25 protein-coding genes and 1 pseudogene are annotated in these 23310 nt (G+C 37.3%); 17 read left to right on the forward strand and 9 right to left on the reverse strand.

From position 1 onward, the window contains the following. Positions 1 to 27: 27 nt before the first annotated feature. The 3 genes from KTB61_RS06170 to KTB61_RS06180 form a co-directional block, all read right to left on the reverse strand. Positions 28 to 666 (reverse strand): lysophospholipid acyltransferase family protein, encoded by a 639-nt coding sequence (locus tag KTB61_RS06170; RefSeq protein WP_230973641.1) that lies wholly within the window; start codon positions 664 to 666, stop codon positions 28 to 30. Positions 667 to 820: 154 nt separating this feature from the next. Beyond that, positions 821 to 2272: a nicotinate phosphoribosyltransferase gene (locus KTB61_RS06175; RefSeq protein WP_216697037.1), complete on the reverse strand. Its 1452-nt coding sequence runs from the start codon at positions 2270 to 2272 to the stop codon at positions 821 to 823. Between the two features lie 78 nt (positions 2273 to 2350). Continuing rightward, positions 2351 to 2614, reverse strand: a complete 264-nt coding sequence (locus KTB61_RS06180) for an HPr family phosphocarrier protein (protein ID WP_075760086.1) — start codon at positions 2612 to 2614, stop codon at positions 2351 to 2353. 69 nt (positions 2615 to 2683) lie between these two features. Between KTB61_RS06180 and KTB61_RS06185 the strand changes: the two genes are divergently transcribed. The 3 genes from KTB61_RS06185 to KTB61_RS06195 all read left to right on the forward strand — a co-directional run bounded on the left by KTB61_RS06185 (position 2684) and on the right by KTB61_RS06195 (position 4712). After that, complete coding sequence (locus tag KTB61_RS06185; RefSeq protein WP_075760087.1) at positions 2684 to 3616, forward strand: SpoIID/LytB domain-containing protein; 933 nt, start codon at positions 2684 to 2686, stop codon at positions 3614 to 3616. A 40-nt stretch (positions 3617 to 3656) separates the two neighbouring features. Then, entirely contained in the window at positions 3657 to 4346 is a 690-nt protein-coding gene (locus KTB61_RS06190) for a M23 family metallopeptidase (protein ID WP_230973642.1), read from the forward strand. Between the two features lie 102 nt (positions 4347 to 4448). After that, entirely contained in the window at positions 4449 to 4712 is a 264-nt protein-coding gene (locus KTB61_RS06195) for a GIY-YIG nuclease family protein (RefSeq protein ID WP_075760587.1), read from the forward strand. A 4-nt stretch (positions 4713 to 4716) separates the two neighbouring features. Here the strand turns inward: KTB61_RS06195 and trhA are convergent, their stop codons facing one another. Then, entirely contained in the window at positions 4717 to 5361 is a 645-nt protein-coding gene (gene trhA, locus KTB61_RS06200) for a PAQR family membrane homeostasis protein TrhA (RefSeq protein ID WP_075760089.1), read from the reverse strand. 205 nt (positions 5362 to 5566) lie between these two features. Here trhA and KTB61_RS06205 point away from each other — a divergent pair, with 205 nt between their 5' ends. After that, positions 5567 to 5956, forward strand: a complete 390-nt coding sequence (locus KTB61_RS06205; RefSeq protein ID WP_075760090.1) for a Fur family transcriptional regulator — start codon at positions 5567 to 5569, stop codon at positions 5954 to 5956. 138 nt (positions 5957 to 6094) lie between these two features. Then, positions 6095 to 6637, forward strand: coding sequence for an NADH peroxidase (locus KTB61_RS06210; protein WP_075760091.1), 543 nt, complete (start codon positions 6095 to 6097; stop codon positions 6635 to 6637). A 96-nt stretch (positions 6638 to 6733) separates the two neighbouring features. Here KTB61_RS06210 and KTB61_RS06215 read toward each other — a convergent pair whose 3' ends face one another. From KTB61_RS06215 to KTB61_RS06230, 4 genes are read right to left on the reverse strand one after another with little or no spacing between them, the layout of a single operon-like run. Next, positions 6734 to 7624, reverse strand: coding sequence for a DUF4340 domain-containing protein (locus tag KTB61_RS06215; protein WP_216697038.1), 891 nt, complete (start codon positions 7622 to 7624; stop codon positions 6734 to 6736). 11 nt (positions 7625 to 7635) lie between these two features. Beyond that, entirely contained in the window at positions 7636 to 9048 is a 1413-nt protein-coding gene (locus KTB61_RS06220) for a Gldg family protein (protein WP_216697039.1), read from the reverse strand. Positions 9049 to 9060: 12 nt separating this feature from the next. Beyond that, complete coding sequence (locus tag KTB61_RS06225; RefSeq protein WP_075760093.1) at positions 9061 to 9927, reverse strand: ABC transporter permease; 867 nt, start codon at positions 9925 to 9927, stop codon at positions 9061 to 9063. Between the two features lie 2 nt (positions 9928 to 9929). Then, positions 9930 to 10889 carry an ABC transporter ATP-binding protein gene (locus KTB61_RS06230; RefSeq protein ID WP_216697040.1) on the reverse strand — a complete coding sequence of 320 codons (960 nt, stop codon included), beginning with the start codon at positions 10887 to 10889 and terminating at the stop codon, positions 9930 to 9932. Between the two features lie 305 nt (positions 10890 to 11194). Between KTB61_RS06230 and acpP the strand changes: the two genes are divergently transcribed. From acpP to KTB61_RS06275, 9 genes and pseudogenes are all read left to right on the forward strand, one after another. Beyond that, complete coding sequence (gene acpP, locus KTB61_RS06235) at positions 11195 to 11428, forward strand: acyl carrier protein (protein ID WP_075760095.1); 234 nt, start codon at positions 11195 to 11197, stop codon at positions 11426 to 11428. A 99-nt stretch (positions 11429 to 11527) separates the two neighbouring features. After that, positions 11528 to 12454 carry an ACP S-malonyltransferase gene (gene fabD, locus KTB61_RS06240; RefSeq protein ID WP_216697041.1) on the forward strand — a complete coding sequence of 309 codons (927 nt, stop codon included), beginning with the start codon at positions 11528 to 11530 and terminating at the stop codon, positions 12452 to 12454. Then, complete coding sequence (gene fabG, locus KTB61_RS06245; protein WP_075760097.1) at positions 12448 to 13188, forward strand: 3-oxoacyl-[acyl-carrier-protein] reductase; 741 nt, start codon at positions 12448 to 12450, stop codon at positions 13186 to 13188. Before fabD ends, fabG begins: the two co-directional genes overlap by 7 nt. A gap of 11 nt (positions 13189 to 13199) precedes the next feature. Further along, the gene (gene fabF / locus KTB61_RS06250) at positions 13200 to 14444 is read left to right on the forward strand and encodes a beta-ketoacyl-ACP synthase II (RefSeq protein WP_075760098.1); all 1245 of its coding nucleotides are present in this window, start codon (positions 13200 to 13202) and stop codon (positions 14442 to 14444) included. A gap of 10 nt (positions 14445 to 14454) precedes the next feature. Continuing rightward, entirely contained in the window at positions 14455 to 14895 is a 441-nt protein-coding gene (gene accB / locus KTB61_RS06255; RefSeq protein ID WP_075760099.1) for an acetyl-CoA carboxylase biotin carboxyl carrier protein, read from the forward strand. Between the two features lie 15 nt (positions 14896 to 14910). After that, positions 14911 to 15333 (forward strand): 3-hydroxyacyl-ACP dehydratase FabZ, encoded by a 423-nt coding sequence (fabZ, locus tag KTB61_RS06260; RefSeq protein ID WP_075760100.1) that lies wholly within the window; start codon positions 14911 to 14913, stop codon positions 15331 to 15333. A gap of 16 nt (positions 15334 to 15349) precedes the next feature. Further along, complete coding sequence (locus KTB61_RS06265; protein WP_216697042.1) at positions 15350 to 16714, forward strand: acetyl-CoA carboxylase biotin carboxylase subunit; 1365 nt, start codon at positions 15350 to 15352, stop codon at positions 16712 to 16714. A 25-nt stretch (positions 16715 to 16739) separates the two neighbouring features. After that, positions 16740 to 18405 (forward strand): annotated as a pseudogene (locus tag KTB61_RS13335) (acetyl-CoA carboxylase carboxyltransferase subunit alpha). A 6-nt stretch (positions 18406 to 18411) separates the two neighbouring features. After that, a complete protein-coding gene (locus KTB61_RS06275) occupies positions 18412 to 19470 on the forward strand; it encodes an NAD(P)H-dependent flavin oxidoreductase (RefSeq protein ID WP_075760104.1) in 1059 nt (352 codons plus the stop codon). 75 nt (positions 19471 to 19545) lie between these two features. Here KTB61_RS06275 and KTB61_RS06280 read toward each other — a convergent pair whose 3' ends face one another. Further along, a complete protein-coding gene (locus KTB61_RS06280; protein WP_075760105.1) occupies positions 19546 to 20313 on the reverse strand; it encodes a DeoR/GlpR family DNA-binding transcription regulator in 768 nt (255 codons plus the stop codon). Positions 20314 to 20516: 203 nt separating this feature from the next. On the opposite strand from KTB61_RS06280, the gene hxlB reads away from it, so the two are divergent. From hxlB to KTB61_RS06295, 3 genes are read left to right on the forward strand one after another with little or no spacing between them, the layout of a single operon-like run. After that, positions 20517 to 21080 (forward strand): 6-phospho-3-hexuloisomerase, encoded by a 564-nt coding sequence (gene hxlB / locus KTB61_RS06285; protein WP_075760106.1) that lies wholly within the window; start codon positions 20517 to 20519, stop codon positions 21078 to 21080. A 13-nt stretch (positions 21081 to 21093) separates the two neighbouring features. After that, the gene (locus KTB61_RS06290; RefSeq protein WP_216697043.1) at positions 21094 to 22092 is read left to right on the forward strand and encodes a dihydroxyacetone kinase subunit DhaK; all 999 of its coding nucleotides are present in this window, start codon (positions 21094 to 21096) and stop codon (positions 22090 to 22092) included. Positions 22093 to 22120: 28 nt separating this feature from the next. Continuing rightward, positions 22121 to 23269, forward strand: coding sequence for a mannitol dehydrogenase family protein (locus KTB61_RS06295; protein ID WP_216697044.1), 1149 nt, complete (start codon positions 22121 to 22123; stop codon positions 23267 to 23269). Positions 23270 to 23310: the final 41 nt, after the last annotated feature.

Genomic DNA, 23310 nt, shown 5'->3' on the forward strand with positions numbered 1-23310 from the left:
TTTTCCTCCTGTTAAATTTTCAACATCCTACATTATATCATCTTTTGTTTCAATTGTCTTATGTTTTTTTCGCATTTCGATAATTTCTTCACGAATAAATGCACCAAGATGCTTTTGTGATGCACGATCTATTTCATCAGGATAAATTGGATCACCAAATGTGATATGAACAGTTGCAGGTTTTACAGTATAAAGCCGGTTGTTTTCCAGAATGTCTGCAGTTCCGGAGATAGCCATGGGAACAATAGGAACATTGGCCTTTAAGGCAGGACGAAGGCTGCCTTCTTTAAAGGCATGAGGATCATCATCCTGGCTTCTTGTTCCTTCAGGGAAAATTACCATGGAAAATCCATCCTTCAGGTATTGTGTTCCAACATTCATGGTTTTTAGACCTTCCTTTAAATTTTTACGGTCTAAAAACAGACAATTGATAAATTCCATCCAGTGACGGAGACATGGAATTTTTTCCATTTCTTTCTTTGCAAAAAAACCGGCACCGGTTGGAGTGGCAACGAATCCACATAAAATGTCATAATAACTGCTATGGTTTCCAACATACAGCACGGCAGTGTCAGAAGGAATTTTTTCTCTTCCCTCAACGATCAGATTTGTTCCAGCAAGACGCAGACAGCGGATAAAAGCATTCATAACCATGTGCTGAGCCATTTTGGAACGTTTATGTGACCGACCGGTTTTGTTCCAGTGGTTGAACAAAGGATACAAAGGTGCCGTTAATGTCAGGAAAAAAAACAGATAGATTATATCGGCAAAAAAACGAATCATTAGTTTCTCCCTTCAAATATTAAAAATATTTTAGAATTTAATTAGATTTCTGATCTAAAAGCTGATTCTTCAACTGATACAGAGGAACAGATAAATCAACGTAAACTTCCTGCGGATTCACAAGACGTCTGCTTTCGTCCCACAAAGAATTCAGTTCCTGTTGACAGTAGCTGCGAATCTCCATAACAGAAGGACTTTCGTAAAAACATTGTCCTTTTTTAAAAACTGGAACAAGAAGTTCCCTCATTTGGTAGGTTCCACCAGGAATTCTCAATTTTTTCCAGGTTGCCAGAGGATCAAAAATCACAAGATCACAAGATGGATCATAAACTTCATCAGAGAGGCATATTAAATCCCCACGAATTTTCCCGGTTTCTTTATCATATATTCTGAAAACAGTTTTATTTCCCGGATTTGTAATTTTTACAGGGTTTTCAGATATCTTGATTTTAGCAGTGAAATCAGGTTCGTCCTTATGTTTAGAAGCGGCAAGTTTATAGACACCTCCAAAAGCAGGACAGTCTGAGGATGTAATAAGTTTTGTGCCTACACCCCAGGATGTAATAGGAGCACCCTGATGGAGCAGACTGGAAATGATATGCTCATCCAGGTCTCCAGATGCTGCAATTACTGCGTCGGGGAATCCGGCTTCATCCAGCATTATTCTTGCTTTTTTTGTTAAATATGCTAAATCACCGCTGTCAAGACGTATTCCGTATCGTGCAGGAGTACGACCTTCCTCTTTAAGTTCGCGGAAAACGCGGATTGCATTTGGTATTCCAGAACGTAAAGTGTCGTAGGTATCAACCAGAAGAGTACATGCCTCAGGATACAAATCTGCATAGGCACGAAAGGCAGTATATTCATCATCAAAGCTCATAATCCAGCTGTGGGCATGAGTTCCAAGAACAGGAACATCAAACAGTTTACCGGCAAGAACATTGGAAGTTCCATCGCAGCCGCCAATCATAGCGGCTCTTGCACCATATGTTCCGGCATCAGGACCCTGGGCACGGCGTAACCCGAATTCCATAATTCCTTTGCCGCCGGCAGCATAGACAACTCGGCTTGCTTTGGTAGCAATAAGACTTTGATGATTGATGATATTTAACACTGCAGTTTCGATCAGTTGTGCCTCCATCATCGGGGCGACAACTTTTAACAGTGGTTCCATAGGAAAAACTACAGTTCCCTCAGGAATTGCGTAAATATCTCCGCTGAAATGATATCCTGCAAGATATTCAAGAAAGTCTTCATCAAAAATCCCAAGTCCGCGAAGGTAATCAATATCTTCATAGGAAAAAGACAGATTTTTGATGTAGTCAATAACCTGATCAAGACCACATGTAATTGCATAACTTCCGCCGGAAGGATTTTCCCGGTAGAATACATCGAATACGACAGTTTCATCGTTTTTGGTTTTAAAATAACCCTGCATCATGGTAAGTTCATAAAAATCTGTGAGCAGAGTAAGATCATGTATATCCATGACAACTCCTTTATTAAAAAATTGACGAATTTTGTTATCCTTCAATATTATATCATAGTCCGACAGAATCCAACAATGCTATTCTGCAAGTTCTTCGTTCATAATTCGGATGAATTCTTCCATGGCTTTATCTTCATCATTACCAGAAACAGATAAAATTATTTCATCGTTACAGCCGACACAGGCAGTCATAAGTGAAATTGGATTGCATACATCAAAACAGTTTCCGTTAAAAGTCATTGTAACAGTAGAATCAAATTTCTTTGCTGCGGCGGCCAAAGTAGTACATGGGCGTGCGTGAAGCCCCTGAGGTGATTTAATGATAAATGAATGTGATTTCATAGTAATTCCCCTTTCATATTTTTTCTTATTGTAACATAAAATAGTAAGACGGACAAAAGGGGGATAGAAATGAGGCACAGAATGATGTATGTTCTTTTTCTTGGATTTTTATTTATTACAATTCCATATTTAATAACAGTATCAATGACAGTAAAAAAGAATAAAATAGTAGATTTTCAGACATATAACAGTAAATATAAGATTATTTCCCAGAATAAGGAAACAGATCTTGAAACATATCTTTTAAGAATTCTTCCGGGACAGATTTCCATGGATTATAAGGAAGAAACATTGAAAGCTCAGGTAGTAATACTTCGTACAGATATTATCAGACGGATGGGAAATCAAAAAAAAATTCAGGCAGAAAAACTGCCATATGAGGAGAAAGATAATCTGGAATTAAAGGAAGCATTAGGAAATAGAAAATACCAGGCAATGGATCAGTTAAGAAAAAGAGTTGTAAGTAATACTCTTGGGAATGTTATAACTTATAAAGGAACATTAATAGAACCTTATTATCATGGGGTAAGTGTTGGAATGACATTAGGAGCAGAAGAATGGATGGGGAAGAAAATTCCTTATTTACGGTCAAAGGACAGTCTAAAGGATGTTGAAGCACCGGATTATATAACTGTGGAATTATTTACATATGGAAAGATTGGGGAAATTTTAAAAGAAAAAAAGGGAATCGAGATGAAAATGGAAGATCTGAAAAAAAGAATCCTTATTAAAAAGACCACAGGAAATGGATATGTAAAACAGGTTCAGGCCGGGACATTAACAATATCAGGTGAAAGATGGGCAGAATGGTTTCATCTGGCATCCAATAATTTTTATTTAGAGCCATATGATGGAAAACTTCGGATTATTTGTCTTGGAAAAGGAAATGGACTGGGAATGAGTCAGTATGGTGCCAATGAAATGGCAAAAAGAGGAGAAAAGTATCAGAGAATTTTAAAATATTATTATTCAGGTATAAAAATAAAAAGCTTGTATGAATAAACTTCAAAGAATAGGCAAAACTATTTTTGAGGTGATGAAAATGAAGAAGATGAACAAAGATAATCCATTGCCGCTGCGTAAATATTACAAGGCTATGGTAGCAGTTTTTGTTTTATTTTTGGGAGTTATGGCGTATTACAGCGTCCAGTTTAAAAACAAGAGAGAACTGGCTAAGCAGGAAGTGAAACTGGATCAGTCAGTGGATGTGGACAATAGCGCAACTCAAGGAACAACAGAAGTGACAACGTCATCCTCTGTTACAGATGAAAAAAAAGAAAAAACAAAAACTACAGAAACTATGCAGCAGACAGTTTCCTATAATGGGAAAACGAAACTATCCTGGCCTTTAACGGGAAATATTATTTTGCCATTTAGTGTTGATGCTACAATTTATTTTGAATCCTTGGATCAATATCGAATCAGTAAAGGAATTTTGATCGAAGCAAAACAAGGAGACAATGTAAAAGCAGTGAAACAGGCAAAAGTGGCAGAAATAGGGAAAACAGCAGAATATGGTCAGACAGTATTATTGGATTTGGGAAACGGATATACAGCTTTATATGGTCAATTAAAAGATCTTCAGGTAAAACAGGGAGATACAGTTGAGACAGGGCAAATTATTGGAAAAGTTGCGCTCCCGACAGATTATTATACTCTAGAAGGAACAAACTTATATTTTCAGATGGAAAAAGATAAAAAGCCGGTTGACCCGGGAAAATATTTGGAATAAGATTTGTATAAAGAAGAAATCTATTTGGTTAATAAAATGACAGAGCAGGAAAAGCCGCCGGTAAGCTGGCGGTTTTTTCTTTTTCTGGCAGGAGGAAATGGAATGGAAAATTATACATATATAGTACGATGTAAGGACGGGAGTCTTTATACTGGATGGACAAATGATATAGAACGGCGATTAGAAATGCACAATCAGGGAAAAGGAGCTAAGTATACAAGGGGAAGAAGACCGGTTAAGCTTATTTATCTGGAAAAATTTTCAACCAGAGAGGAAGCTATGAAAAGAGAAGCAGCTATAAAAAAACTTAAGAGAAAGGAAAAACTCCTGCTGATACAAGAATATCAGCAGGAGAAAGAAAAGTAATTAATTATAGAAGAAACATTACAATCATATGGCAGGCACTTCCACCCATAACAAATAAATGAAAAATTTCGTGTAAACCAAAATTTTTCCAGTGATTTTCAAACCATGGAATCTTTAATGCATAAATAACTCCACCAATGGTATATATGATTCCACCGGCAAGAAGCCAGCCGAAAGAGGCATGTGAAAGGCTGTGAATAATTGGTGCGATGGCAATAATACAAAGCCATCCCATGGCAATATACATAACAGACGAAAGCCATTTTGGGCATCCTACCCAAAACATTTTAAAAATAATTCCTAAAAGAGCAATAAACCATATAACAGTTAACAGACCATAACCAAGGCGGCCTCCAAGAGCAATGGTACAGATCGGAGTATAGGAACCAGCAATCAATACAAAAATCATAGCATGATCAAGTCGCTTCAATCGTTTATTAATTTTTTCAGAAATGTTAAAGGAATGATAAGCAGTACTGGCACCATAGAGTCCAATCATACTTAAAGTAAAAATAACCAGTGAAATAATTCGAATATAATCACCTGTAAAAAGATTTTTTATAATTAATGGGACAGAAACAATAGCAGCCAAAATCATTCCGATAAAATGAGTAATGGCACTGCCAGGATCTTTTAGTTTGTTCTGCATGAAAAACACCTCCATAAAATAGTACTCTTAAATATTATATGTAGTATTAAATACTACATGAGCTTTCCTATAATACTAAACCTATTTCTTTTTAAAAGCAAGGATTTTTTTAAATATAGCAATTAACCAGGTTCCATATTGACAAAACAGAACTTTTTTATTAAAATAAAAACAGTAATAATTATTATTATGAAAGGAGTAGCCTATGCAGCCAGCAATAAAAAGAAGCAAACAAAGAGATGCTATCGTTGCATTTTTGATGAATCGTAAAGACCATCCGACTGCTGATATCATATACATGAATATTAAGAAAGAGTTTCCTAATATTAGCTTAGGAACAGTATATAGGAATTTGGCACTACTTTCAGAACGAGGAGAAATTTTAAAGATAAGCTATGAAGATGGAGCAGATCGTTACGATGCTCAGACAAAGCCTCATTATCATTTTATATGTAAGAAATGTGGAGCAGTGATAGATGTGGAGATGGATTCCATAGAACGTCAAATCAAAGAACTGGTAGATGAAAAATTTTCAGGTCAGATAGACGAATGTGTTACTTATTTTAAAGGAATCTGCGAAAAATGTCAGAATTAAGTTTTGAGAAAAAAATCAAAAAATTATTGACAAGTGTTTGAAGCAATGATATGCTTAAAACAGAAAAGCAGTAATAATTACTGTTATTAACAAAAGAATACTAATTAATTATGATAAAAAGAAAAGGAGAATAACATTATGGCAAAATGGGTTTGTACAGTATGTGGATATGTTCATGAAGGAGATCAGGCACCTGAAAAATGTCCAGTATGTGGAGTACCAGCTGATAAATTTAAAGAACAGGTTGGAGAAAGAGAATGGGCAGCTGAACATGTAGTAGGAGTAGCAAAAGGAGTAAGCGAAGATATCATTGCAGACTTAAGAGCAAACTTTGAAGGAGAATGTTCAGAAGTAGGAATGTACCTTGCAATGGCAAGAGTAGCACACAGAGAAGGATATCCTGAAATTGGATTATACTGGGAAAAAGCAGCATATGAAGAAGCAGAACATGCAGCAAAATTCGCAGAATTACTTGGAGAAGTAGTAACAGACAGCACAAAGAAAAACCTGGAAATGCGTGTAGATGCAGAAAACGGGGCAACAGCAGGAAAATTTGATCTTGCAAAACGTGCAAAAGAAGCAAACTTAGATGCAATCCATGACACAGTACATGAAATGGCAAGAGACGAAGCACGTCACGGAAAAGCTTTCGAAGGACTGCTTAAGAGATACTTCGGTTAATCAGAAACCTTGTAAAATCAATATTTTTAAAAAATTCAGGGTATGTCAGAGAAATCTGACATACCCTTATTTTTTCTATACGAGTGTTTACATAAATTATTCAGGATTCAATATATTTTTCACTACATCTGCATCGCTTAGATAGACCATTTTGGAATCCTTCAATTTTACATAGTAATTCTTTTTGTCTTTATCGTTTTTTCCAATATAAAGTGTCAGGTTTTTCTTTTTGCTGGTATCTGTATCTTTATAAGAAATTTCTACAGATATACGCGAAGCTGCATCTAATCCATACTTAGAAAGTTCATTGCCGCTGGCAGAGTAATCCTGACAGTCTCCAAATGTAAAAACTCCAAGGCCTCCGGCAATGCTGTCCAGACCGTTCTTTGAGCTGGAAGTATAGGTTGTTTTTTTGTCATTATTGTTGACAACAACTTTCGTAAGGTTTCCAGTACTTAAAGAAGGGAAAGTGTCTGTTTCAATCATATCATTTAAAGAAGAGGAAAGATTTGACAATATATTAGAAGAAACAGTGTAAATTTTAGATTTATCATCAACGGTGAAGTAATAGTTTTCTCCTGTAGCATTGCCGATGTAATAGGTTGCTTGTGCACCGTTTTTATCCTTTACTTTTATAGTATAGGAAGGCTGATCTAATCCATAATTAGAAAGACTGTCACCATCTTTTAATTCTCTTACAGCCTCTACATTTTGAAATTGAGATGCAAGCTCTTTTAAATAAGATTGAACGATGGGGTATTCTTTGTTTGATGTATAATACCAGGTTCCATTTTCTTTAGCAAAGCTTAGATTTTCGCCATTATTATAAGAAATGGATGTCAATGAAGACAGCTTTTTAATCCATATGATATTTTCAGATTCTTTTTTTTCAGATGAATGTTTCTGGTAAATGCTGATTCCGGTATAGAGGGCAAGAAGCCCTGCAAATACCAGAATTAAAATGGATAATGTTCGTTTTCTATTCATTAGCTGCCTCCTTATCTTCTGCGTCGTCTAAACCATACAACGAATCCACCAACGATCAGTGCAAGCGGAATGATAAAGATGATAAGAATACTAAAAGGTCCTGGATGGGCAATGGAATTATAAGATACTTCCAGGCTTTTAGGAGAAATTGAAATATTATCAGCATTATCAAGATTTCCGGTTACGGCATTTGTAAATAATGTCAGGTTTTCCAGAGATGAAAAAGAGCTGGTGACCTGTTCGTCAATAAGCATGTTACTTCCAAATACAGTCAAGCGGCTTTCTGCTTCAACTTTTTTTCCGTTACTGTTTTTAACAGTAACAGATTCCGTGGCAGTAGCTCCTAGAATAAATGAGCCCTGTTTCTGATTATCTTCTGTAATAGCATAGCCGTTTTCGGATGTTGTCATAAAAGATTCTGTGGTAATTATATCACGTGCAGGGTCTGTCTGGGTCATTCCTTTGGAGTTAATCATCAGAACGGAAGCTGAGCTGATACCGGATGCCATGTCACCGCTTACGGAAAGGTTTGGAACCAGATAATAGTAGTTTCCCTGATAGCAACGTTCTGTATCGGCAATATATCCATCGGCTACCTTAAGTCCATAGTCTTCCAGTAAACCATACAGATTATCCATATCTTTGTCAGTATACGCCATGAGGGTAACAACTTTTCCACCATTTTTCAGGTATTTAGACAGGACAGTTGTTTCATCTTTTGTTAAATCACTGGTTAAACCATTTAAAATCAGAAGATCACAATCTTCAGGAATGGAAGAAGCGGATAAAAGGTTTAACTCAGAAGTTGTGATCCTGGATTTTTCCAACAAGCTGGAGACGGATGAAGAAAGAGATGACTCACCATGTCCGGAAGTATAGTATGCCTTATATTCTTTTGTATTTGTTACATAATTTACAGCACTGGTCAGCTGCCCATCACCATCAAAGGAGGATGCGGAAGAAGAAGTACCATAGTATGATGCATCAGATACAAGAATATCATCAAATGAGATGGAAAGCTGTCGGTCAGTTTTGGAACAAGAGACGACAATGCTGTTTTCTTCAGTGTTATACTTAGTCAGTGCAGATGGATGAAGAACCGGGTCGATCCATTGTACTTTGATTTTTTCGGACATTCCAGCATATTTGTTTACAAATGTCTTGATTCTGTCATCTGTATTATCCTTTTCTGCAATAATATAAAATATTATATTACTATCCAGATTTTTCACCAGCTTGCGGCTTTTTGATGAAATTTCATAAATATTCGTGTCACTGATATCAATTTTTCTGATTTTTTCTGGTAACTGACCTATCAGCAGGTTTACTACTAGAAGGATTCCGAAAACAATGACACTTAAAAGAATGCTATAGGATCCTTTACGGGAACCGTTGGTTTGAAATAATTTTTTTAGTTTATCCATGTCATATTCCTCCTAACTCCATCGTCTCTTCTGAAAACTTTGTATGGTTAAGAATACAAAAAAGATTATGATGGAAATGTAATAGAAAAGTCCGCTAATATCAAAAATATAATTTTGTGCAAAGTTATAAAAAACATCTGTTAAAACAAGATGTTCCAATGTATTGGAAATCAGATTTTCATAAAGTGTTGACTTTGCAATATAAATACCAATTCCAGCAATCAGTCCTATTGCTTCAATTCCGCCGGCAATTACAGGATTTTTTGTAATGTAATAAACAATACCGGCAATAATGGTTATCAGAATTAGAATAATAATTAACCCGCTGAGGGCGCTGGTTGGCACATATGCAAGAAGATTATCCATCATATATAAGAAAAATAATACGCCACATGTGCTGACAGCTGCAATAATCAGGCTTTCTGTTAACGAAGAAAGAAACATTCCAATGGCAAAATAGACACATCCAAGCAGGAAAAATGCCAGAATAGATGAATAATCAACCAGAAGATGAGCGTTTCCCTGTAATTTTATTATGATTGGGAAAAGGCAGAAAATCAGACAAGGAATTCCGAAGACTGATATCATTGCAAAATATTTTCCCAGGATGACTTCTGTCAGTGAAACAGGAGAAGTAAGCCATAATTGTTCTGTTTTATGTTTCCGCTCTTCTGCAAAACATTTCATTGACAGCATTGGCACGCAAATCAAAAGCGCAAAAATAACACCGGAAAGTGAATATGAGAAGAATGGATAACCGCTGTTTAAGTTATAGACCATGAAATAAACTCCTCCAATAATAGTTACAAAGGCAGCAAAAACACAGCCTGTCATAGATGTAAAATAGGAGCGAAGTTCTCTTTTATAGATTGCTTTCATTTTTATTTATCTCCTTTCTTTTCTTCTGGACTCTGATCCGTTAATTCAAGGAAAATATCCTCCAGAGAAGCCTTTAGAATGTTGATTTTTGTAATAGGAATTCCCTTTGATGCAAAAGGAACAGAAATATTTTCACATAGAGTTTCAGCATTTTCTTTTGGCTCGATTATAAGATCACATGAGTTTTCTTTTTGCCCTGTCCAGGAAACAGTATGAATGCCGGAAATCGTGTCAAAAGTTGACTGAATGATTTCAGCGTCTGCTTTTATGGTAAGTTCAATAGAATCCTTTCCATGGGAGAGTTCTTCCAGCTGATCAGGTGTACCGCTGGCAGCAAGTTGACCTTTTGATATAATTAGTACGTAATCACAAATTTCCTGTACTTCAGCAAGAATGTGAGAACTAAGTATTACTGTATGATTTTTTGACAGTTCACGAATTAATTTCCGGATTTCAATGATTTGTTTTGGGTCAAGACCTACTGTTGGTTCATCTAAGATAATAATATCCGGGAATCCGATAATTGCTCCGGCAAGCCCTGTCCTTTGTTTGTAACCTTTGGATAGATTTCCAATCAGACGGCGGGATACATCATCAAGCTTAATCATGCTGCAGACTTTTTTGATATGTTCTTTTCTATCGGTTTTAGGAATCTTTTTTAATTCTGCAACAAAAGAAAGATATTCCATAACTGTCATATCAGGATACAATGGAGGAATTTCTGGAAGATAGCCAATGGATTTTTTAGATATCTCAGGCTCATCCAAAATACTATGTCCGTTAATCAGTACTTCTCCACTGTCTGCTCCAATATATCCTGTCATTATATTCATAGTTGTAGATTTTCCGGCTCCATTAGGACCAAGGAATCCGTATATTTTTCCTTTGTCAATTGTAAATGACAGATCATTTAAAGCAAGATGGCTGCCATATTTCTTTACAAGATGTTTTACTTCTATCAAAATACTACCTCCTTAAAATTAGCTTAGTTCGTTCTTACTTTAAACGTAAAAATAAAAGAAAATGTGATAAAAATATGATAATTTTGTGAACCCTTAAGAAAAGATATCCGCCATTGAATTCCATGACGAAAAATATTTAAAAATGTTGATGAAAATACTGGAAATGTACTCTTGGATAGACTTGCATATTTTAATATTGTTTCGTATAATATAGAAGTAATATAGCTAGAAAACTTGACAAGTAGTAGCAGAAAAAGGTATACTTTGAGAATCAAACTAATTATGTTGTATGAAGGAGAATGATTATGTTAGAAAAGATGAAAGAAATCATTGCAGAACAGTTAAGTGTGAATGAAAGTGAAGTTACATTAGAAGCATCTTTCAAAGATGACCTTGGAGCTGATTCATTAGACTTATTTGAATTGGTAATGGCTTTAGAAGAAGAATATGATGTAGAAATTCCATCTGATGATCTTGCAGAACTGAATACTGTAGAAGATGTAATTAACTACTTAAAAGACAAAGGTGTAGAAGATTAATATTTTGATGAATTGACTTATAACTTTGCGTTATAAGTCAATTTTTTGAAGTCGATATTTTGAAAGTCAAAATAATTTGCAAATTGGCGAGGTGAGATTATGGGTAAAATCGTATTTATGTTTCCTGGACAGGGAGCGCAGTATGTGGGAATGGGAAAAGATTTTTATGATTCTTTTTCCTGCAGCAAGGAAGTATTTGAAAAAGCCAATGAAGTTTTGGATATTGATGTAAAGAAATTATGTTTTGAAGAAAATGAAGATATCAATATTACGGAATTTACACAGGCAGCTATGGTTACATCCAGTGTGGCTATCTTAAAGAAACTGGAAGAGATGGGGCTGAAACCGGACATGACAGCTGGTTTGAGTCTTGGAGAATATTGTGCCTTGGTTGCCAGTAAAGTTATGAGCTTTGAAGATGCTGTGAAAGTTGTACGCCAGAGAGGAATTCTTATGCAGGATACAGTTCCGGCAGGAGAGGGAGCCATGTCTGCAGTTCTTGGAATGAAAAAAGAGGAGATTGAGGCGGTTTTACCAGGTGTTGAAGGAATTGTGACAATTGCAAACTATAATTGCCCTGGACAAATTGTTATATCAGGAGAGACATCAGCTGTTGCCAAAGCGGGAGAAGCATTAAAAGAGGCAGGTGCCAAACGTGTTTTACCGCTGAAAGTCAGCGGACCATTCCATTCACCAATGCTTCAGCCAGCAGGGGAAAAACTTCTGGAAGTACTGGCTGATGTGGAAGTGTGTGATTCGGAAGTTCCATATGTATCCAATACAACAGCGGAATTTGTAACATCAAAAGATGATGTGAAAGAGCTGTTAGGAAAACAGGTTTATTCTTCTGTTCGATGGGAACAATCTATAGAAAAGATGATCCAGGATGGAGCAGATACATTTATTGAAATAGGACCAGGAAAAACTTTATGCGGATTCATGCGAAAAATAAATCGTAATGTAAAATCAATCAATATTGCAAAAGTTGAAGATTTGGAAAAGGTAAAGGAGATCTTGGAATGTTAAAAGGAAAAATTGCAGTTGTAACTGGAGCAAGTCGCGGAATTGGAAAAGAAGTTGCATTAACTCTGGCAGGATATGGAGCAACCGTAATCGTGAATTATTGCGGATCTAAGGATAAGGCTGAGGCTGTGGTAGAGGAAATAACATCCGCAGGCGGAACAGCAAAGGCATATCAGGGAGATGTGTCTGATTTTAATGTAGCAAAAGAAATGATGACTTCTGTAAAGAAAGAATTCGGATCTGTTGATATTCTTGTGAATAATGCCGGTATTACAAAAGATAATCTGATTCTTAAAATGAGCGAAGAAGAATTTGATAAAGTAATTGAGGTCAATTTGAAAGGTGCTTTTAACTGTATGAAACACGTTTCAAGAATTATGCTGAAACAAAAATATGGACACATTATTAACATGTCTTCTGTCTCAGGAGTTATGGGAAATGCAGGTCAGGTTAATTACTGTGCATCTAAAGCGGGAATTATCGGTATGACAAAATCTCTTGCAAGAGAACTTGGCTCTCGTGGAATTACAGTAAATGCAATAGCTCCAGGATATATTCAGACAGAAATGACAGAAGTTTTACCGGATGAAGTGAAAGATAGTATTTTAAGTACAATTCCATTGAAGAGAATGGGACAGACAAAAGACATTGCAGAGACAGTTGCATTTCTGGCATCTGACAAAGCTGCATATATTACTGGACAGACCATCAGCGTAGATGGCGGAATGGGAATGTAAAGGAGAAAGACATGAAAGAAATGAAAAGAGTTGTCGTTACCGGTATGGGAGCTATTACTCCGTTGGGAAATAGTGTAAAAGATTTCTGGAGCGGTATCAAGGAACAGAAAATCGGGTTTGCTCCAATTACACATTTTGATGCTAGCGAATATAAGTCTCATCTGGCGGCAGAAGTAAAAGATTTTGATCCAAAAGAATATATGGATCGAAAAGCAGCAAGACGTATGGAATTATTTTCACAGTATGCTGTTGCGGCTACAAAAGAAGCAATCGAAGATGCAGGACTTGATCTGGAAAAAGAAGATGCAACAAGAATCGGTGTATCTGTCGGATCAGGAACAGGAAGTATCCAGACAGTGGAACAGACAACAAAAACTCTGGAGACAAAAGGACCAAATAGAGTAAAACCACTGGTAGTACCAATGATGATTTCAAATATGGCAGCAGGAAATGTTTCTCTGACATTTGGACTTAAAGGCAAAAGTATCAATGTTGTGACAGCATGTGCAACAGGAACTCAGTCTATTGGAGAAGCATATCGTTCTATTCAGGTGGGAGAAGCCGATGTAATGGTTGCCGGAGGAACAGAAGCAGCGATTACACCTGTAGCAGTTGGAGGATTTGCTGCACTGACAGCATTAAGTGGTTCTGACGATCCTGAAAGAGCATCTATTCCTTTTGATAAAGAACGTGATGGATTTGTTATTGGAGAAGGTGCAGGAATCGTTGTACTGGAAAGTTTAGAGCATGCACAGGCAAGAGGTGCTGAAATCCTTGCGGAAGTTGTAGGATACGGTGCTACAAGTGACGCTTATCATATTACTTCGCCAGCAGAAGATGGTGAAGGAGCTGCAAGAGCAATGGAATTTGCCATGAAAGAAGCCGGTGTAAAACCAGAAGAGATCGATTATATCAATGCACACGGAACAAGTACTCATGCAAATGACCTTTTTGAGACAATGGCAATTAAAAAGGCTTTAGGAGATCATGCTTATGAAGTGAAGATCAGCTCTACAAAATCTATGATCGGACATGGACTTGGAGCAGCAGGAGCCATTGAATTTATTACATGTGTAAAATCTATTGAAGAGGATTATATTCATCCAACAGTTGGATTAAAAGTTCCAGATGAAGAGTGTGATCTGGATTATACATTAGAACCGGTTACAGATCGTAAGGTGAATTATGTTTTAAGTAATTCTCTTGGATTTGGTGGTCATAATGCAACACTTCTTGTAAAGAAGTATGAGGGTTAGGAGGATTTGTATGAAAATCGAAGAAATGAAAGAACTGATCCAGGCAGTATCAGAAGCTAATGTTGATGAATTTGAATATGAAAATGACGATTTTTCTATTAGAATTGCTAAAAATGAAGCGAAAGTTGTTACTGCAGAAGCAATTCCTGCACCAGCTGCTGCACCAGCTGCAGTTCCAGCAGCACCAGAATCAGATCAGAACGATACAAAGATTGAAGGAAATGAAGTGAAGGCTCCATTGGTGGGGACTTTCTACGCTGCACCTTCTGAAGGAGCAGAACCTTTCGTATCTGTTGGAGATACTGTAAAGAAAGGTCAGGTTATCGGAATCGTAGAAGCAATGAAACTGATGAATGAAGTGGAAAGTGAATTTGATGGAACTGTTGCAGCAATTCTTGTTGAAAACGGTGAAATGGTTGAATATGGACAGCCGCTGGTTGTGATTCAATAGAAAGGGTGGCTTTATATGTTGGATATTAAAGAAATAATGAGCATTATTCCTCACAGAAGTCCGTTTTTGCTTGTGGATCGTGTGGAAGAAATGGAAGTAGGGAAACGTATTGTTGCTAAAAAATGTGTCAGCTATAATGAACCATTTTTTACTGGTCATTTTCCTCAGGAACCCGTAATGCCGGGAGTTCTGATTATTGAAGCACTGGCACAGGCAGGAGCAGTATGTGCACTTTCAGCAGAAGAAAATAAAGGGAAAATAGCTTTCCTTGGGGGAGTCAACAAAGCAAAATTCCGTGGAAAAGTAGTACCGGGAGATGTGCTGACACTGGAAGTTGAAATGGTTAAGATAAAAGGACCTGTTGGTGTTGGAAAAGGGACAGCAAAGGTTGACGGAAAAGTTGTTGCATCTGGTGAAATCACATTTATGATTGGATAAGAGAGGGTGTATCTTAATGTTTAAGAAGATATTAATTGCAAACAGAGGAGAAATTGCTGTTCGTATTATCCGTGCGTGCCGTGAAATGGATATTATGTCTGTAGCGATTTGTTCAGAAGCAGATAAAGATGCATTACATGCACAGCTTGCTGATGAAACTGTATGTATCGGGCCAGCACCGGCAAAAGAAAGCTATCTTGATATGGAAAGAGTTGTTGGTGCAGCGATGGCAGTTGGTGCTGATGCAATTCATCCTGGATTCGGATTTTTATCTGAAAACAGTAAATTTGTCAGAATGTGTGAGAAATGTAATATAACATTTATAGGACCATCAGCTGAAATTATCGATAAAATGGGAAATAAGTCAGCTGCAAGAAAGACTATGATGGATGCAGGAGTTCCAGTCGTTCCGGGAACAAAAGATGCGGTATATGAAGCAGAAGAAGGACAGAAAATTGCTGATGATATGGGATATCCTGTTATGATAAAAGCTTCTGCCGGAGGTGGCGGAAAAGGAATGCGTGTGTGCTATTCTTCAGAAGAATTTGTACATACATTTGAAACAGCCAAACTTGAAGCGGAAAATGCTTTTGCTGATGGAACCATGTATATTGAAAAATATATTGAGGATCCAAGACATATTGAATTTCAGATTCTTGCAGACAAATTCGGTAATGTTGTCCATTTAGGTGAACGTGACTGTTCCATTCAGAGAAGACATCAGAAACTGATTGAAGAATCACCATCACCTGCAATTGATGCTCAGCTGAGAGAAAAAATGGGAGAAGTAGCAGTGCGTGCTGCAAAGGCAGCAGGATATTACAGTGCTGGTACTATTGAATTTCTCAAGGATAAGCATGGAGAATTCTACTTTATTGAAATGAATACAAGAATACAGGTTGAGCATCCTGTTACAGAGTGGGTAACAGGAATTGATCTTATCCGTGAGCAGATCCGTATTGCAGCAGGTCAGCATCTGACCTACAGTCAGGATGAAATCCAGGTTCGCGGACATGCCATTGAGGTTCGAATCAATGCGGAAGATACAGAGCATAATTTCCGTCCAAGTCCTGGAACTGTAACAAATGTTCATTTTCCAGGTGGAAAAGGTGTACGAATTGATTCAGCACTGTTTTCAGGGTATGAAATTCCGCCATATTATGATTCTATGGTGGCTAAATTGATCGTATATGATAAGAACAGGGAACTGGCATTAAGAAAACTTCGAAATGCATTGGGTGAGCTAGTTCTTGAAGGAATCAAGACAAATATTGATTACCAGTATGAGATCATTAATAATAAAGATTTTCTAGAAGGTAATGTTGATACAGGATTTATTGAGAGATTCCAGAAATCACTGGAAGAAAATGCTGAGAACTAGAGCAAGGAAAGCCAGGTGAGATACTATGTCATTAAAAGAGATGTTTAAAAAAAGGACGTTAACGCCTCAGGAGAAAAAACAGGCGGAAAAAATCCGAAAGGCAAAAGATACGTTATTGGAATTTCAGACTCCGGATGGATTGTTCCAGAAATGTAATGAATGTGGAAAACCGGTTTATAACGAAGATGTTATTGAAAATTACTATGTATGTCCATTTTGCGGAAGCTATTTCAGGATTCGGCCAAAGACAAGAATTGCAATGGTTTTGGATAAAGATACATTCCAGGAGTGGGATGAAAAAATGGAAACCAGTGATCCTCTTAAATTCCCAGGTTATAAGAAAAAATTAGAACGTCAGCAGTCAACTACAAATCTTAATGAGGCAGTGGTTACCGGAAGAGGTCAGATCTGCGGAAAAGATGTTGTAATTGCTGTTATGGGAGCAGATTTTATGATGGGAAGTATGGGAGAGGTCGTTGGTGAAAAAATTGCTCGAGCAGTAGAAAGAGCCACTGAACTTAGACTTCCGGTAATTATATTTACATGTTCGGGAGGAGCCAGAATGCAGGAAGGTATTATATCTTTAATGCAGATGGCAAAGACTTCTGCAGCTCTTAAGAAACATGATGAGGCAGGATTGTTATATATTACTGTTCTGACAGATCCGACTACCGGAGGTGTTACAGCAAGTTTTGCAATGCTTGGAGATGTAATTCTGGCGGAACCGGGCGCTTTGATCGGATTTGCAGGTCCAAGGGTTATTGAGCAAACCATAGGGCAGAAGCTCCCAGAGGGATTCCAGAGTGCAGAATTTCTGCTGGATCATGGATTTGTTGATAAGATTGTAGAACGTAAAAATCTGCGAAAAGTGTTAGCTACTGTGATAAGGAGTTGTGAGTATGAGCAATAATTTTACACCTTGGGAACGAGTTCAGATATCCAGATCTGCAGAACGTCCAACAAGCCTTGATTATATTTCTACGATTTTTGATCGTTTCATGTCATTACATGGAGACAGATTGTTTGGTGATGATAAAGCAATCGTAGGAGGTTTAGCTTCTATCGGTGGAAGACCTGTAACTGTTATAGGACAGCAGAAAGGTCGTTCAACAAAAGAGAATATTAAAAGAAATTTTGGTATGCCTTCTCCAGAAGGATATAGGAAATCTCTGCGATTGATGAAGCAAGCAGAAAAATTCCATCGTCCGATTATTTTGTTTGTTGATACACCAGGTGCATTCTGCGGAATTGAGGCAGAAGAAGGTGGTGTTGGAGAGGCAATTGCCAGAAATTTATTTGAAATGTCAAATATTAAAGTGCCGATTTTGTCTATAATGATTGGTGAAGGAGGAAGTGGTGGAGCCCTTGCCATGGCAGTAGGAAATGAAGTGTGGAGTTTAGAAAATTCTACATATTCTATTCTTTCTCCGGAGGGATTTGCAGCTATCTTGTGGAAGGATGGAAACCGTGCATCAGAAGCAGCAAAGGTTATGAAAATCACTGCCCAGGATTTAAAAGAACTGGGAATTATTGAGCAAATCATTGCGGAACCTGAACCTGCATCTGTTGAAAATATCATGGATATTTCTGAACAACTAAAACAGATGATTGGTGAGTTCATTTCAAAATATGATGAAAAGACACCAGAAGAAATTGTGACAGAGCGTTATGAGCGCTTCCGTAAATTTTAATGGAGGTTGTTTGTGAAAGAATTAAAAATAGGAAATCTTACAGCAAAAGTTCCGATTATTCAGGGGGGAATGGGGATTGGTATCAGTCTTAGTTCTCTGGCTGGAGCGGTAGCCAAGGAAGGCGGAATTGGTGTTTTATCAGCTGCACAGATAGGATATAAAGAGCCTGATTTTATGGAAAATCCTCAAAAAGCAAACTTAAGAGCTATTGGGAAACATATTGAGCGTGCAAGAGAAATTGCTGGTGGAGGAATCCTGGGAATTAACATTATGGCAGTAACAAAAAATTATGCTGCCTATGTGAAAGAATCCATTGCAAATGGAATTGATTTGATCATTACAGGGGCAGGGCTTCCGACTGAACTTCCCGCTATAGCAAAAGGAAGTGAAACCAAGCTGGTACCAATTGTATCTCCTGCAAAATCTGCCAGAGTTATTTTGAAAATGTGGGATAAAAAACATCATATAGCACCAGATGCAATGATTATCGAAGGTCCTAAAGCAGGAGGACATCTGGGATTTAAATATGAAGAACTGATGGATCCGCAGATTAATGAAAAACACGATGAGAATATTCGACAGATTTTAGAGATGGTAAAACCATATGAAGAGAAATATGGAAAGAATATTCCGGTTATTGTTGCTGGTGGAATTTCCGGCAAGGAAGAAATGCAGCATTATATGGATATGGGAGCTTCAGGTATTCAGATTGCGACTCCTTTTGTTGTGACAGAAGAATGTGATGCAAGTCAGGCATATAAGGATACATATATTAATTGTAAAAAAGATGATATTATAATCGTAAAAAGTCCTGTAGGCATGCCTGGAAGAGCTATTCGTAATAAATTTATGACAATGATACAAGAAAAAGGTCGGATCGCTCCAAAGCACTGCTATCAGTGTATGGAAAAATGTAATGTGAAAGAGACAGTTTATTGTATTTCACAAGGATTAATTAATGCTGTAGAAGGCAAAATCGATGATGCTTTGCTGTTTTGTGGCGCAGATGCATGGAAATACAATAAAATGACAACTGTAAAAGAAGTTATTGCAAGATATATTTAATTCAAAAAATGAGAATAGAAAAAGGATTCAGCAAAATTGCTGAATCCTTTTTCTATTCTCATTTTTTCTTATACTCTACAGATCTACAAGAATAACTTTAGTCATTTCTCTAATAGAATCGTATAGAGGTTTTGGCAGGTTACTATCGGTAATAAAATAGTCAATATCTCTCCAGCTGGCATATTGAATAAGGGCAGATGCACAAGCTTTGGAACTGTCTGCGATTACAACATTCAGTTTTGAATTGGGAATAATGGCCTGTTTAGTCTGTGCGTCGGAAAAATCAGATACAGCAGGTCCTTTATGCTGTTCAAATCCATTAGTTCCAAGGAAGGAAACAGCAACTTTCAGATTGTTGATAAAGTTTGTTGCCTGAAAACCTTCTGCAGACATATTCCCAGGATTAAGCTGTCCGCCTGTAATGATAGTTGTATTGTCACTGCCAATTAGTACATTTGCTGCACTTAAGGAGCAGGTTACGATGGTACATCCGGAACGCTGACTTAAAAGTTTTGCCATATGTACAATAGTACTGCCGGCATCCAGGTAGATAACTCCGGTTTGAGGAATAAACTCCAGTGCTTTTTCACAAAGCTTTGTTTTAATGTCAGCATCTTTGTTGATACGAGTTTCGATTGGAACTGTTCCGAATTCATAAATTGATGTAGCACCGCCGTGGCTTCTCTGGGCAGCACCGATTTCTGTCAGGTAGGACAGATCTCTTCGAATTGTTTCTCTGGAAACCTGAAATTGTTCGGCCAGCTGTCCGATTTTAACACTGCCATTATCATGCAGCAATTTCAAAATTTCTTTTTGTCGCTCAGCGGCAATTAATTTCCCCATTTTGAATCTCCTTCCTACAATTTCTATTTTACAATATGAAAATATATCAGTCAACGAAATAAATTCACAAAAACTCTCAAAAGTACAAAAAATGCCAACAAAAATATTGACAAATGTGGCAAGTGAAGTTAAAATAAAACCATAAAGCAACAAAACAGCACAAAACAACACAATGAAATTGTCCATAAGAAGGAGTTGGAAGTATGGAAGCCAAAAAATTAAAAATGATAACGGATGAATTATCAAAATATTCTGGAATGGTAAAAGAAGAGGAAATTCAGGCTTTAGCTGACGCTGTGGTAAATGCAGAAAAGATTTTTCTGGCAGGAGCAGGACGTTCAGGACTTGCAGCAAGAGGTTTTACAAATAGACTTCTGCACATGGGATTTGATGTACATTTTGTAGGAGAAATTTCCTGCCCTCCAATTAAAGAAGGAGATCTTATTATTCTTGGATCAGGATCAGGAACAACTAAGAGCTTAATTGTCATGGGCGAAAAAGCTAAAGGGGTTGGAGCTAAAATCGCAACTGTTACAATGTTCCCTGCTCATACTATAGGACAGATGGCTGATGTTATTGTAACTGTTCCCGGATCAACACCAAAAAAAGCAGAAGGAGAAAAGAACCTGGCAGAATCTGTTCAGCCAATGGGGAATTTGTTTGAACAAATGAGCTGGCTTACGTATGACAGTATTATTATGACTCTGATGGATAGACTGGGCCAGACCAGTGAAGAAATGATGGGACGACATACAAACTTAGAGTAAAAGGAGTAAATCAATGCAGAGATTTGTAAATGATCCGGATTATATTGTTGAAGATATGGTCAAAGGTTTTGTGAAAGCATATGATGATTTAATTGTCCGCTCAGAAAACAATGACCGGGTTGTAAAATATAAAGATGCACCAGTTGAAGGAAAAGTCGGACTTGTAACTGGAGGCGGAAGCGGTCATGAACCGGCATTTCTTGGATATGTAGGCAAAAATATGATGGATGCAGTTGCGGTAGGAGAAATTTTTTCTTCTCCATCGGCACAGGCCTTTTATGATGCATTTATGGAAGCAGATGCGGGAAAAGGTGTTGCCTGTCTTTTTGGTAATTATGCTGGTGATAATATGAATGTTAAAATGGCAGTGCGCATGGCAAAAAAGAAAGGTGTTACTGTTAAATTTGTTACTGCAACAGATGATGTGGCATCTTCTCCAAAGGAAACAAAAGAAAAGAGACATGGAATTGCCGGTGGTGTTTTCATGTGGAAAGTCGGCGGAGCTAAAGCTGCCATGGGTGCAGATTTAGATGAGGTTATAGAAACTGCACAGAAAGCAGTGGATAATACCAGAAGCATTTGTGTGGGTCTGGAACCATGTGCCATCCCGGCTGTGGGACATCCAAATTTCCAGATTGATGATGGTAATATGGAATTTGGTATAGGACATCATGGTGAGCCGGGTATTAATGTACAAAAACTGAAACCGGCAAAAGATATTGCAAGAGATATGGCTGAAGCAGTGGTTGCAGATTTAGAACCAGATAGTGGAGATGAAGTGGCTGTGCTGTTATCTGGTCTTGGAGCAACACCGGTTATGGAATTGTATGTCCTGTATGATCAGATCGAAGCATACCTGAAGGAAAAAGGACTTTCTATTTATAAAGTGTTTATTGGAGATTATGTGACTTCTCTGGATATGAATGGGGCAGCATTAACCGTGATGAAGCTGGACGAAGAGCTAAAGGAACTTTTGGATTATGAAGCAAAGTCACCGGGAATAGAAATATAAAGGAAATGTTTTTAGGAGGAAGAAAAAAATGAAAGCTGTACATTTTGGAGCGGGAAAAATCGGACGAGGATTTATTGCTGATTTACTGCATGATACCGGTTATGAGATCGTATTCGTGGATGTAAACGAAAAAGTAAATGAAGAACTGAACAAATACCATAACTACTATCTGTATGTTATTGAAGAAGATTATAAAAGAAAAGAAATTGATAAAGTATCTGCATTATCTCCGATTACACAGGGAGAAGAAGTTGCACAGGCAATCGTAGACGCAGATGTTGTAACAACTGCGGTTCTGGCAGATAACTTCCCTAAAATTGCAGGAAATCTCGCAAAAGGGTTAAAAGCAAGATTGGATGCAGGAAAAGAAAAGATAAATGTAATCCCTTGTGAAAATGCATTGTTCTGTGGTGATATGCTGAAAAAAGAAATTGTTGCTACAGGGATTATTTCTGAAGAAGAGTTAGAGAGTATTGCAGCAATTCCAAATACAGCCGTTGACCGTATGGTATTTGGGACAGATCGTGATGGAAGAGACGGAATAGAAATCGGTAAAGATCATGAATTGGCAGTGGAGGTAAATAAACTGACAGATCCGGAGAATCCTCCAATCAAAGGTGCAGAATATACAGATAATCTGCAGAAATTCCTTGAAAGAAAGCTTTATACTATCAACTGTGGTCATGCATGGTCTGGATACATGGCACATCTGATGGGATATGAAATTATTCAGGACTATTTTGCATCAGAAGAAAATGTAAAGATGACAAAAGATGTTATGTTTGAAGTGGCAGCGCTGCTGGAGAAGAAACATGGATTTACACACCAGGAAATGGCAGATTATATTGAATTTGCAGTAAACCGTTTCCTGACACCTGGAATCACAGATACAGTATCACGTATTTCCAGAGCACCAATCCGTAAGCTTGGACCAGAAGACCGTTTGGTAGGACCGGCAACTCAGTGTGAAGAAGCGGGACTTCCAAATGCCATGTTATTAAAAGGAATTGCAGCTGCATTCTTGTTTGATGTGAAAGAAGATGAGCAGTCTGTAGAATTACTTCAGTACGTTGCTGATAATGGAATTGAAAAAGCAATTCCTCATTATACAGGAATCGAAGAAGGAAGCAGAATGTTTAATGAAATTGTAAAGTATTACAATGAATTAAAAAAATAAAGTAAAAGATAATATAAAAAATGATTTTATAGAATTTTAGG

The sequence above is a fragment of the Anaerostipes faecalis genome, assembly GCF_018982945.1.
In the GTDB taxonomy this organism is placed as follows: domain Bacteria; phylum Bacillota; class Clostridia; order Lachnospirales; family Lachnospiraceae; genus Anaerostipes; species Anaerostipes faecalis.

What these genes read in the sequence shown, in the direction of transcription:
- KTB61_RS06170 (WP_230973641.1), bottom strand. Translation starts at nt 666, where the DNA reads ATGGCTCAGCACATGGTTATGAATGCTTTTATCCGCTGTCTGCGTCTT.
- KTB61_RS06175 (WP_216697037.1), bottom strand. Translation starts at nt 2,272, where the DNA reads ATGGATATACATGATCTTACTCTGCTCACAGATTTTTATGAACTTACC.
- KTB61_RS06180 (WP_075760086.1), bottom strand. Translation starts at nt 2,614, where the DNA reads ATGAAATCACATTCATTTATCATTAAATCACCTCAGGGGCTTCACGCA.
- KTB61_RS06185 (WP_075760087.1), top strand. Translation starts at nt 2,684, where the DNA reads ATGAGGCACAGAATGATGTATGTTCTTTTTCTTGGATTTTTATTTATT.
- KTB61_RS06190 (WP_230973642.1), top strand. Translation starts at nt 3,657, where the DNA reads ATGAAGAAGATGAACAAAGATAATCCATTGCCGCTGCGTAAATATTAC.
- KTB61_RS06195 (WP_075760587.1), top strand. Translation starts at nt 4,449, where the DNA reads ATGGAAAATTATACATATATAGTACGATGTAAGGACGGGAGTCTTTAT.
- trhA (WP_075760089.1), bottom strand. Translation starts at nt 5,361, where the DNA reads ATGCAGAACAAACTAAAAGATCCTGGCAGTGCCATTACTCATTTTATC.
- KTB61_RS06205 (WP_075760090.1), top strand. Translation starts at nt 5,567, where the DNA reads ATGCAGCCAGCAATAAAAAGAAGCAAACAAAGAGATGCTATCGTTGCA.
- KTB61_RS06210 (WP_075760091.1), top strand. Translation starts at nt 6,095, where the DNA reads ATGGCAAAATGGGTTTGTACAGTATGTGGATATGTTCATGAAGGAGAT.
- KTB61_RS06215 (WP_216697038.1), bottom strand. Translation starts at nt 7,624, where the DNA reads ATGAATAGAAAACGAACATTATCCATTTTAATTCTGGTATTTGCAGGG.
- KTB61_RS06220 (WP_216697039.1), bottom strand. Translation starts at nt 9,048, where the DNA reads ATGGATAAACTAAAAAAATTATTTCAAACCAACGGTTCCCGTAAAGGA.
- KTB61_RS06225 (WP_075760093.1), bottom strand. Translation starts at nt 9,927, where the DNA reads ATGAAAGCAATCTATAAAAGAGAACTTCGCTCCTATTTTACATCTATG.
- acpP (WP_075760095.1), top strand. Translation starts at nt 11,195, where the DNA reads ATGTTAGAAAAGATGAAAGAAATCATTGCAGAACAGTTAAGTGTGAAT.
- fabD (WP_216697041.1), top strand. Translation starts at nt 11,528, where the DNA reads ATGGGTAAAATCGTATTTATGTTTCCTGGACAGGGAGCGCAGTATGTG.
- fabG (WP_075760097.1), top strand. Translation starts at nt 12,448, where the DNA reads ATGTTAAAAGGAAAAATTGCAGTTGTAACTGGAGCAAGTCGCGGAATT.
- fabF (WP_075760098.1), top strand. Translation starts at nt 13,200, where the DNA reads ATGAAAGAAATGAAAAGAGTTGTCGTTACCGGTATGGGAGCTATTACT.
- accB (WP_075760099.1), top strand. Translation starts at nt 14,455, where the DNA reads ATGAAAATCGAAGAAATGAAAGAACTGATCCAGGCAGTATCAGAAGCT.
- fabZ (WP_075760100.1), top strand. Translation starts at nt 14,911, where the DNA reads ATGTTGGATATTAAAGAAATAATGAGCATTATTCCTCACAGAAGTCCG.
- KTB61_RS06265 (WP_216697042.1), top strand. Translation starts at nt 15,350, where the DNA reads ATGTTTAAGAAGATATTAATTGCAAACAGAGGAGAAATTGCTGTTCGT.
- KTB61_RS06280 (WP_075760105.1), bottom strand. Translation starts at nt 20,313, where the DNA reads ATGGGGAAATTAATTGCCGCTGAGCGACAAAAAGAAATTTTGAAATTG.
- hxlB (WP_075760106.1), top strand. Translation starts at nt 20,517, where the DNA reads ATGGAAGCCAAAAAATTAAAAATGATAACGGATGAATTATCAAAATAT.
- KTB61_RS06290 (WP_216697043.1), top strand. Translation starts at nt 21,094, where the DNA reads ATGCAGAGATTTGTAAATGATCCGGATTATATTGTTGAAGATATGGTC.
- KTB61_RS06295 (WP_216697044.1), top strand. Translation starts at nt 22,121, where the DNA reads ATGAAAGCTGTACATTTTGGAGCGGGAAAAATCGGACGAGGATTTATT.